Source organism: Pseudomonas sp. StFLB209, assembly GCF_000829415.1.
GTDB lineage: Bacteria > Pseudomonadota > Gammaproteobacteria > Pseudomonadales > Pseudomonadaceae > Aquipseudomonas.
The window spans coordinates 5,127,973-5,138,627 of the sequence record NZ_AP014637.1 but is presented as its reverse complement, the minus strand read 5'-3'; the positions used below and the strand labels follow the sequence as shown (position 1 = coordinate 5,138,627).

Annotated in this window: 10 protein-coding genes; 7 read left to right on the top strand and 3 right to left on the bottom strand. The window is 60.5% G+C overall.

All coding sequences use genetic code 11. The features are described 5' to 3' along the window. Position 1: 1 nt before the first annotated feature. From tssK to PSCI_RS29880, 3 genes are read right to left on the bottom strand one after another with little or no spacing between them, the layout of a single operon-like run. Positions 2-1,357 (bottom strand): type VI secretion system baseplate subunit TssK, encoded by a 1,356-nt coding sequence (tssK, locus tag PSCI_RS23065; protein WP_045491493.1) that lies wholly within the window; start codon positions 1,355-1,357, stop codon positions 2-4. A gap of 34 nt (positions 1,358-1,391) precedes the next feature. Continuing rightward, positions 1,392-1,757, bottom strand: coding sequence for a type VI secretion protein (locus PSCI_RS23060; protein ID WP_373568431.1), 366 nt, complete (start codon positions 1,755-1,757; stop codon positions 1,392-1,394). After that, on the bottom strand, positions 1,747-1,944 hold the full coding sequence (locus tag PSCI_RS29880; protein ID WP_231906480.1) for a hypothetical protein: 198 nt from the start codon (positions 1,942-1,944) through the stop codon (positions 1,747-1,749). The genes PSCI_RS23060 and PSCI_RS29880 overlap by 11 nt, the downstream gene beginning before the upstream one ends. A gap of 83 nt (positions 1,945-2,027) precedes the next feature. On the opposite strand from PSCI_RS29880, the gene tssB reads away from it, so the two are divergent. The 7 genes from tssB (at position 2,028) to tssH (ending at position 10,644) form a co-directional block, all read left to right on the top strand. Further along, entirely contained in the window at positions 2,028-2,630 is a 603-nt protein-coding gene (gene tssB, locus PSCI_RS23055) for a type VI secretion system contractile sheath small subunit (RefSeq protein WP_045491488.1), read from the top strand. 26 nt (positions 2,631-2,656) lie between these two features. Further along, a complete protein-coding gene (gene tssC, locus PSCI_RS23050) occupies positions 2,657-4,210 on the top strand; it encodes a type VI secretion system contractile sheath large subunit (RefSeq protein ID WP_045491486.1) in 1,554 nt (517 codons plus the stop codon). 67 nt (positions 4,211-4,277) lie between these two features. Beyond that, complete coding sequence (locus PSCI_RS23045; RefSeq protein WP_045491483.1) at positions 4,278-4,778, top strand: Hcp family type VI secretion system effector; 501 nt, start codon at positions 4,278-4,280, stop codon at positions 4,776-4,778. A gap of 36 nt (positions 4,779-4,814) precedes the next feature. Next, on the top strand, positions 4,815-5,240 hold the full coding sequence (gene tssE / locus PSCI_RS23040; protein WP_045491481.1) for a type VI secretion system baseplate subunit TssE: 426 nt from the start codon (positions 4,815-4,817) through the stop codon (positions 5,238-5,240). Beyond that, entirely contained in the window at positions 5,224-7,029 is a 1,806-nt protein-coding gene (tssF, locus tag PSCI_RS23035) for a type VI secretion system baseplate subunit TssF (protein WP_045491479.1), read from the top strand. The genes tssE and tssF overlap by 17 nt, the downstream gene beginning before the upstream one ends. Further along, positions 6,993-8,081: a type VI secretion system baseplate subunit TssG gene (gene tssG, locus PSCI_RS23030; protein ID WP_045491477.1), complete on the top strand. Its 1,089-nt coding sequence runs from the start codon at positions 6,993-6,995 to the stop codon at positions 8,079-8,081. Before tssF ends, tssG begins: the two co-directional genes overlap by 37 nt. 1 nt (position 8,082) lies before the next feature. After that, entirely contained in the window at positions 8,083-10,644 is a 2,562-nt protein-coding gene (tssH, locus tag PSCI_RS23025; protein ID WP_045491475.1) for a type VI secretion system ATPase TssH, read from the top strand. The last annotated feature ends 11 nt before the right edge of the window (positions 10,645-10,655 follow it).

Sequence of the window (10,655 nt, the reverse complement as noted above, 5' to 3'; positions counted from 1 at the left end):
TTCAGTCCGGTCTGCTCATGTCGAACATGACGATTTCGGCAGGCTCTACCCAGCCGCTGCCAGGTGGTACGTACAGGCACAGCTCGCTGTCGGGGGTGAACCATTGGCCGCTGGCGTGGATTTTGAACAGGCGAATGTCTTCGCCGGCACCGCAGGCAATCAACTCATCGCGCTCAAGGTTGCCAAACTCGAGGCCGCGCATGCGCTGACGGCTGAGGGCCGGCAGATGCGGGCGAGAGCTGATGATCGCTTGTTCCAGCCAGCCGCGTGCGGCTTGTGGCGTGGACCCTGAGGGCATGCGCAGGCCGATGATCAGTGCTTGCTGGGTGCTTCTGGTGTCTTGCAGGCCGATCAGGAACAATCGCTCGCGCAACTCGAAACTGCGTCGCTGGTAACCGGCGCTGATGCTGCTCAGGCGTGACTCGAGCCAGTCCAGCACGGGATCGAAGCCGGCCTGCAGGTCTTCGAAATTCAATGCCGCGAAGCTGCGCACGCCCAGCTCCGGTTGCAGGCTGGCGATTGCTCCGGCCATGCCGGTCAGTTGCAAGTACAGTGAAACTGGCGTGGCGACGCCGGTTTCCAGGTTGGCTTGCAGCTCTGGCAGACGCGACCACAACGCGTTGATCTGCATGCGCAAGTCGGCGCGTTTGTACATGTGTAATTCAGCGCTGTCGTTGCCTTTGCCGGCCTCCTGCAACTGGATCCAGCGTCGGGTCAGTGCTTCGCCTTTCTGGCGCACCTGCTCACACAGGCTGGCGATTCTTGAGCCAATCGGCGACTGGGCCGTGAGCAGCGGGGTGGGCGGGGTGTAGGGCAGCTGGCTGATGACGTTGTCTTCGCAGCCCAGGCGCAGCAGGGGCAGGCATACCGAGTCGGAGCGTCCGGCCGCCAGCACCAGGCGCAGGTTCGGGCGCCACACGCTGACGGTCTCGGGGTGTTCGCCGCTGCTCAGGTCCAGCACCGGCTGAGCATTGTCTGAGCGCAGTCGGCCATTGAGCGGCACCAGTTGCCCGGAGCGCCACAACGGATCGACCGCCAGGTAGACGATCAGGCTGCGCTGGTCTTCAAAATCCTTGGGGGTGATGGTCAGTTGCGGGACAAAGTCCCTGTCGCGTTCGGGGTTGAATTCCACCACCAGGCCATCGGGCATTACCGCATTGAGGGCGCTGATGCGCAGCGTTCCGTTGCTCAGTGCCAGTTGATCGATCTGCAATTGCTGTACGCCCCAGTACCAGGGGCGGGAATGTTCTGTCAGGCGGGCGCTCAGGCTTTGCGCTCGCAGGTCTTGCAACTGGAAATGCTGGGGCAGCAAGTGCATGCCTTCGTACCAGCAAATCGCGTCTGGGGTACTGCGCATTCTCGACTCCTGAGCCATCCTGAGAAACCTGCGTTCATTGCCCCTTGGCATCAAGCAGGCGCATCTCGCGCGAACCCACTTTGAGCCAGATGCTGTCTTGTGCCTGCAGCAGCAGGCGATGCGGGCCTGGCGTGCTGTAGCGGGCAAAAATCAGCAAGCCTTGCGCCTTGCGGCGGTGCAGCGGGTTGTCGGTCAGGTTGAGCAATTGACCGGGTACTACCTCCAGGCTCCAGATGTGCACGGCGCCTGGATAATCGCGTTGCAACTGCTCGCGTTGTTCGAACCACTGGCTGGCGGTGGTGGCTTTGAGGCGGTCGAGCATCACGGCATCACTGGCAGCTACAAAGTCCAGCGCCAGTGGGGTGTCGTTGTTGGCTCTTGGCTCGACGTCAATGCGCACGCTGTGCAATTGAACGCGTTGAGCAAAAAGGCTGCAACCGTTTATCAGAAAAACTGTCAATACGACAACCAAAACTTTGATTGTAAGGAACTTCGACAAATTCATACGAATCCAACATAGGTTTTATAAGAAATTTCTTTGCTTTCTTATAGCCTTCTTCTAATGTTTTGCCCAGCCAGCTTTCCAACGGGAGTTGCGCCTGTGTAGTCAGAATTTGTCGACAGTGTGTGCCTGGCCTCCTGTGTGGCGAGGCATCTGAAGGAGTAAGGCATGGCAGCGAATCAGGAAAGCAAACAGCGTTATTTGGGGCGCAATCGTCCGCCGCGGGTCCAGATCACTTATGACGTTGAAATTGGCAACGCCTTTGAAACAAAGGAGTTGCCTCTGGTCGTGGGGATTCTGTCCGACTTGTCAGGTAATTCAGCGCCGGCCAAGGCAGGATTGGATAAGCGGGGGTTTGTAGATATTGATCGTGACAATTTCAATACCGTGCTGAGCAAGATTCACCCGCAAGTGAGCTTCACTGTTGAAAATGTTCTGGAAGGCCAAAGCGGTAATCTCAAAGTCGATCTGCAATTCAACAGCATTGATGATTTCAGCCCCGAAAAACTGGTTCGTCAGGTCAATGGCTTGAAAGAACTGTTCGAAAAGCGCCAGCGCCTTCAAGACCTGCTGATCAAACTCGATGGTAACGAAGCCCTCGATCAGAGTCTGGTTTCCGGCCTCTCCAGCGACGATGCGGTCAAGCAGCTTCAGGCTCAGCTCGCGGCGGCACTGCCTGCGCCAACGCCAGCGTTACCGGTGAATACGGATACCCCAGCGGGGCAGGATGAAACGCCTGAAGATCCGAACCCGACCACCAACCCTGCCTGATCCGCGCCGTCCACGGAGGATTTTTCATGCCTAAAGAGCCTGTTGCCACTACCACCGGCACCCAGACCCTGAACGACTCGTTGCTCGACCGCATTGTCGCCACCATGAGCGTGAGCGGCAGCAGCGATGACAAGACCCATGCGCACCAGATGCTGCAGGTGTTCGCTGAAGAGGTCGAAAGCCACAAGGTTCACGCCGACACCAACATGCTGACCACCATCAGCGAGCGTATCAAGGCGCTGGACGACCAGATTCACGCGCAGCTCAACCTGATTTTGCACGCCGAACCGTTCCAGAAGCTCGAAGCCTCCTGGCGCGGTTTGCACCAGTTGGTGAGCAACACCGAAACCGGCACTTCGCTGAAACTGCGACTGCTTAACGTCGGCAAGGAAGAGCTGGCCAACGACCTGAAAAAGGCCGTGGAATTCGATCAGAGCGTACTGTTCAAGAAGGTTTACGAAGAAGAGTACGGCACGTTCGGTGGCAGCCCGTTCAGCCTGCTGATGGGGGACTATGAGTTCGGTCGCAGTGCACCGGACATTGACATGCTCACCAGCCTGTCGAATGTCGCCGCTGCCGCCCACGCGCCGCTCATCACGGCCGCCAGCCCGCAGTTGTTCGACCTCAAGAGCTTTGCCGACCTGGGCGTGCCACGTGACCTGGCCAAGACCTTCGAGAGCACTTCGCTGGTGAAGTGGAACAAGTTCCGCGAGAGTGAAGACTCGCGTTACGTGTCGATGGTGCTGCCGCATTACCTCGCGCGCCTGCCATACGACCCGGAGAATGCGCCGGTTCCGACCATGCTCAACTTCGCCGAGAGCGTGCACGAGGGCGACGATTTCATCGCGTTCGACCCGAACGATGGCCGCGAGCTGAAAGCATCGGAAAAAGGCCTGAAAACCGATCCGAAGAAGTTTCTGTGGGGTAATGCCAGCTGGCTGCTGACCCAGCGCATCACCGATGCGTTCGCCAAACACCGCTGGTGCGCGGCCATTCGGGGGCCGGAAGGCGGCGGCACGGTCAGCGATCTGCCGCTGTATCAGTTCCTTACCCCGTCGGGTGATCTGGCGTTGAATTGCCCGACCGAAGTGGCGATCACCGACCGCCGCGAGAAGGAGCTCGACAGCCTGGGCTTCATTGCCCTGTGCCATCGCAAGAACAGCAACGACGCGGTGTTCTTCGGCGGTCAGACTACCAACAAGCCCAAGACCTACAACACCTTCGAGGCCAATGCCAACGCGCGCATTTCCGGCATGCTGCCTTACGTACTGGCTGCTTCGCGCTTTGCCCACTATCTCAAAGTGATCCTGCGCGACAAGGTCGGCACGTTCGCCACCCGCGAAAACGTCCAGAGCTACCTGAACAACTGGATCACCGACTACGTGTTGATCAACGACAACGCGCCGCAGGAGATCAAGGCGCAGTACCCGTTGCGCGAAGCGCGTATTGACGTCACTGACGTACCGGGCCGTCCGGGCAGCTACCGTGCCACGGTATTCCTGCGTCCGCACTTCCAGCTCGAAGAGTTGACTGCGTCGATTCGTCTGGTCGCCACGCTGCCGCCGTCCGCCGCTGCCTGATTGTCCGGCCCGCTGTGCGTCAGCGGGCCATTCACCCAAATTAAAGCCGTAGCAAGGAATACACCCGATGGATGCAATCATTCTGGATCTGGGCGACACGATCAAAGGCGACTCGCTGATCGAAGGCTACGCAGACAAGATCGAAGTCATGTCCTACAGCCACAACGTGGCCATGCAGGTGACCAACGACGTCAGTAACTCGGAACGAACCTCCGGCAAGCCGCACATCGGCGAGTTCACCCTGACCAAGTTCATCGACTCCTCGACCCCGGACCTCAACGGCTACTGCTGCTCTGGTAAACCCATTACCGAGGCAAAGATCACCATTGGTCGTAACGCTGCAGAAGCGGACGGCAAGATTCTGCCGTTCATCGTCTACACCCTGACCAACGTGGTGATCTCCAACGTCAGCGTCAGCGGCGGTTCTGGCGGCAAGCCGGTAGAAACCCTGTCGCTGAACTTCACCAAGATCAAATGGGAGCTCACCGCCCAGAAAGACGACGGCACCAAGGAAGGCACCGCCGCGGCTACGTGGGACCTGGCGGCCAACAAACTGCAATCGAAGTAATCGCTCACCTGTTGCGCCATCGGCTGGAGTCCGGGTATGCGTGTTGCGTTGTTCGACCTGTTGGCCGGTGGCCAGGCGACCGATTTCGATGCGCAGGACCCGCGCCGGATCGGCGAGTCAGTGCGCCGGGAGCTTGAGCGTCTGCTCAATACCCGGCGCACTGAGCGCCATCATGGCATGGCCGCCAGTGTCATCGATTACGGCATCGGTGACTGGAGTGCGCTGTACGCCGACCGTGAGCAGGACCAGCGACTGCTCAGCCGTGAAATACGCAAAGCCATCAATCATTTCGAACCGCGCCTGGAGCTTGCGAGCGTGGAAATCAGTGGCGTGCCCGGCCAGCGCACGCGCATGACCATTCGTGTGATCGGTCATATTCGCGGTCTTCAGGAGGCCAGTATGGCTTTTGTAATGAATCTGGGTGAGGGCGGCTTCGAGGTCAGGCATGAGCGATTCGATTGATGCCGAACTGCTGGACTACTACCAGCGGGAATTGACCTGGCTACACCGTGCCGGGGCAGATTTCGCGGCCAGCCATCCAACACTGGCCGGGCACTTGAAGTTGTCTGCGGCCGGCTCCCAGGACCCTCATGTAGAACGCCTGCTGGAAAGTTTCGCGCTATTGACGGCACGTCTGCAGCGGCGCCTGGACGATGGTTATGCCGAGTTCAGCGACGCCTTGCTCGAACAGCTCTACCCCTTGGCCTTACGTCCGATGCCGTCGTGTGCCATCGCCCGTTTCGTGCCCGACACCTCCAAGGGCAATATTGCCGACGGCTACCTGTTACCCCGCGCAACGTCGGTGTTCAAGGCCCCGGACAAGTCTCAGCCTGACAGTCTGTACTTCCGTACCGGTTTTGACCTGACACTGTGGCCGGTAAGGGTTGAAGAGGTGACACTGCTCGATACCGACCGAAGCCAGAGTGAAACGGCGATCAATCGCGCCAGCTCGTCACTGTGCCTGCAACTGTCGTGCAGTGGCGAGAAGAACTGGGCGCAGCTGCCTGACAGCCTGACCCACTTGCGCATTCACCTGGCAGGCTCGCCGATCAATCGGGCCTTGCTTTACGATTTGCTGGCCGCGCATAGCCTTGATGTTGTGTGCGCCGTGCCAGGCGGCACCCCGCAGGCGGTCAATGCCTTACCCGCTGCGGTTGGCTTCGCTGAACAACAAAGCCTGTTGCCTGACGAAGACGGTGTCCATCCGGCATTGCGGCTGTTGGTGGAGTACTTCACCTTCCCGGAAAAATTCGCTTTTTTCGATATCCCGCTACGTATTCCGGCCCAGGCCACTGATCGTTTGCTGGTCTACATCGCGTTCGATACGCTGCCGAGCCAGCGGGTCAGCCTGCAACGCGAAGACATCGCACTGGGGTGTGCGCCAATCATCAACCTGTTTCCTCGCACCGCCGAAACCCTGCGGCCCGATGGCACACGCAGTGAGCACTTGCTGGTTGCCGATTCGCACCGCGACAGCAGCACAGAGATTCACAGTATTCGCAGCCTGGTATCCAGCCACAATGGCGTAATCCAGCCGGTTGCGCCGTTCTATGGTGACCAGCATGGCGTCGGCGACCGAGCGCTGTTCTGGCATGCGCGACGCATCAGCGGCCTGAAAGCCGGGCGTCCCGGTACTGACCTGATGCTCAGTCTGGTCGACAGCGAGTTTCAGCCGAGCCAAGAGCAGCCCGGACGCCATTTCACCGCCAAGGTACTGTGCACCAATCGGCATCTGGCTGAGCGCCTGGCGCCCAATAGCGTGCTCAAATTCGAAAGCAGCGGCCCAGTGGCACAGATTCACCTGCTTAAAAGCCCGACCCGGCAATCAATGCCCAATCTGGCCGGCGCCTCGCGCTGGCGGCTGGTGTCGCAGCTCAACCTTAACCATACCTCGCTGGTCGAAGGCCCCAAGGCACTGGCATCGCTCAAGGAAATGCTCGTGCTGCACAATCTGCGCGAGGACTCTGCGGTACGTCAGCAGATCGACTGCATTGTCGGCATGCGCACTGAACGGGTGGTTGATCGGGTCGGCCAGGATGCCTGGCGTGGCTGGCGTAACGGCCTCGAAGTACGCCTGACTCTCGATTCCAAGGGCGCGGCGGGGCATAGCCGGGTACTGTTTTGCGCGGTACTGGCGAATTTCTTCGCCTTGTATGCCACCACCAACTGCTTCGTGCGTACGGTGCTGGTCGAAGGTGACAAGGAGATCATGAGATGGCAACCCGAGAGCATCGCGGGCCTGGCACTTTAAGCGCACGTCTGCGCTGGGCGCCGCAGCGTTTCGAATGGTTGCAGGCGCTGCAGATTCTCGAGCGTGAGCAGCCGCACTTGCCGGCACTGGGCTGCAGCAATGATCCGCAGCAGGAAGCCGTGCGCCTGCGTGGTCCTTTGTTGCCGGTGTTTTCACCCAGTCAGATCAGCAGCCTGCAGCTTGCCCCACAGGCGTTTGCGCCTTTGTCAGCGCTGCGCCCGCCATTGGTATACCGCCATTTGCACCGCAAGCCGCTGGTCGTGCCACGGCTGACCTTGCATACCCCGGTTTTTGGCCTCGGTGGCCCTGATGGCCCGCTGCCTTACGCCTATCAGGAATGGTTGCAACAACGAGTCCGTGCCGGGGATCGGGGCACGCTGGCGTTTCTCGACCTGTTTCAGCACCGCTTGCTGAGCCTGCTATACAGAGTCCAGCTTAAACACCGGATTGCTTTGCCTTATCAGCGCAGCGAACACAGCCCGGTTTACCAGCAGTTGCAAGCGCTTTGCGGGTTGACCAGCCAGCCGCCCGGCATGCCTGTGTCGGTTCCGGAAAAGGCACTGATTGCCCGGGCGGCGTTGCTGGCCAACGGGCGGCGTTCGGTGGCCGGTTTGCAGAGCTTGCTCCGCCATCACTTCGACCTGAACGTGCGGATTGAGGACTTCCTCGGCGGCTGGCGGCGCATTCCGCCAGCCAGCCGCACGGTGCTCGGTCGCCAGGGGCGCAACCTGAGTCTGGGCCGCAACGCGGTCTGTGGCAGTCGGGCCTGGGACCAGCAACAGGGGGTGCGCATTCATCTGGGCCCACTGCAGCCGACCCGGGCTGACAGTTTTATGCCAGGGCGTTTGAGCCATCGACAACTGGCAGCGCTGGTGAGCTTCTATTTTGGTGCCGAACTGCAGTGTGAGTTGCGCATCCATGTCGACAAGAGCGACATCCAGCGGCTTGGTCAGGTACACCAGCCAGGCCTGGGGCAGGGCAGTTGGCTGAACCGTGAAGTACGCCAGGGTAATTACTGGATCGACGTCAGCCTCGGTAAAAACGGAGCCTGACATGGAAATCGCAAGCCTGATCGGGCGCCTCAACAGCCATTGTCGCGATGCCATGGAGCGCGCCGCGCAGCGTGCCTGGCAGGGTGGCCATGAATTTGTCGAGGTCGAGCATCTACTGCTCGAATTGCTCGATGCGCCCGAAGGGGATCTGGCGGTCTTGTTACCGGCCCTCGGGGTCAACAGTGCGCCGCTGTGCGCTGAAATCCAGCGAACCTTGCACGGCTTTACGCCAGGCAATAGCCACAGCCCAACCCTGTCCCGACAGCTGTTGGGGTTGATCGAGGCAGCCGTGCAGCAGTCCTGCGCGCAAGGCATTGCCAGCGTGCGTTCGGCACTGCTGTTATTGACCTTGCTGGAGCACCAAGCGCAGTACCCGGAGGTGTTCAGTCGTCTGCCCGGGCTGCGCTCGGTATCACCGCAAAAGCTGCGCGAGCAATTGCCGGACTGCATCGCACACTCGGGCGAATCGCAGAACCCGCCAGCCAACGCGGCCAGCGTACCGTCCAGTGCCGACTCGCAGAATGATACCGCTGGCGGCTCCTTGCTGACGCTGTACACCCACGACCTGACCGCCGAAGCACGGGCCGGTAACATTGATCCGATCATTGGCCGTGACAACGAGATTCGCCAATGCATCGATATTTTGCTGCGCCGCCGCCAGAACAACCCGATTCTGGTCGGGGCTCCCGGGGTGGGCAAGACCGCTGTGGTCGAAGGTCTGGCGCTGCGGATTGCCAAAGGCGAAATCCCGCCGTTGTTGCAGGGCGTAAGCCTGCGCACGCTGGATCTTGGGCTGCTGCAAGCCGGGGCCGGGGTCAAGGGCGAGTTTGAGAAGCGCCTCAAAGGGGTTATCGACGGCGTGCGCAAAGCGGCTGGCAAGGTGATTCTGTTCATTGATGAGGCCCACACGCTTATCGGTGCTGGTGCCGCCGAAGGCCAGAGCGATGCTGCCAACCTGCTCAAACCGGCGCTGGCCCGCGGCGAACTGCGCACCCTGGCCGCGACCACCTGGCTGGAATACAAAAAATACTTCGAGAAAGACCCGGCGCTGGCCCGGCGTTTTCAATTGGTTCAGGTCGAAGAACCGGACGAGCCTACCGCTGTGCAGATGCTGCGTGCCGTCACCGAGCGGCTTGAACAGCATCACGGTGTCGATGTGCTCAACAGCGCGATTGTCGATGCGGTCAAACTCAGTCAACGCTACATTTCCGGGCGGCAGTTGCCTGACAAGGCCATCAGCGTGCTCGACACGGCCTGCGCCCGAGTGTCCCTGGCCCAACACGACGTGCCCCCGGCGCTGGAAGCGTTGCGTCATCGCCAGGCCGCTGCGCTGGACGAACTGCAACGGTTGCGCCGTGAACAGTTGACCGGTCAGGACCATCGCCTTCGTGTCCAGGTGCTGGAGCAGCAGGAACTGGACAGTCGCCTGGCCGCTCAGGAACTGGAGGGCCGTTGGAGCCAGGAGCGCGCGGCAGTGCGTGAGCGTGCCGATATTCGTCAGCAGTTGCTGGTGCTCAATGAGGCTGTCGATCCGGCGGTGGATGACGCCGAGCTGGATTTGCGCATCGATGAACTGGCTGCGCGGCTGGAGCGCCTTGAAAAAGGCCTGACCGTGATTCGTCAGGATGAAACCCTGGTGCCGGAGCAGGTTGACTCCAGGGTTGTCGCGGCGGTAATCGCCAACTGGACCGGCATTCCGCTGGGCAGGATGCTCGCCGACGAAGCGTTTGCCTTGCGAACGCTGGCCCAGCGTCTTGGCCAGCGGGTCATGGGCCAGGGCGTGGCATTGGCAACCATTGCGCAACGCTTGCAGGCTTACCGCGCCGGGCTGACCGATCCGCACAAACCGGTGGGCGTATTCCTGCTACCGGGGCCGACCGGTGTCGGCAAGACCGAAACAGCTTATGCGCTGGCTGATGCGTTGTATGGCGGCGAGCGCAACCTGATCAGCATCAACCTTTCCGAATACCAGGAGGCGCACACCGTCAGCCAGCTCAAAGGCGCACCGCCTGGCTATGTGGGTTATGGCCACGGCGGTGTGCTGACCGAAGCGGTACGACGCAAGCCCTACAGTGTGGTGCTGCTCGACGAAATCGAAAAAGCCCATCCCGATGTTCTGGAAGCGTTCTACAACGTGTTCGACAAAGGTGTGATGGAAGACGGTACGGGCTTGGTGGTGGATTTCAAGAACACCGTGATTCTGGCGACCAGCAATGTTGGCGCCGAGCTGATCCTGGAAACCCCGGCGCCGGAACTGGCAGGCGAACCGTTCAATGCTCGCTTGCAGCAGGTACTGCTCGGCGCTTTTCGCCCGGCCTTGCTGGCGCGCATGACCGTGGTGGCCTACCAGCCGCTGGATGAAGCGACGCTGGAGTCAATCGTGCTGGCCAAGCTGGAAAAACTGCGCGCGCGCTACAAGGCGGCCACCGGCAAACCGTTCGAGTTTGATCAGCGGATCGTCAAGGCAGTGCTGGCGCAATGTGGCGGGGCGGGGGCAAGGGATATCGAGAATGTGTTGATGCGCCAGGTGACCGGGCGGTTGGCAGAGTGGGTGTTGGAGTAACAAGCTATTTT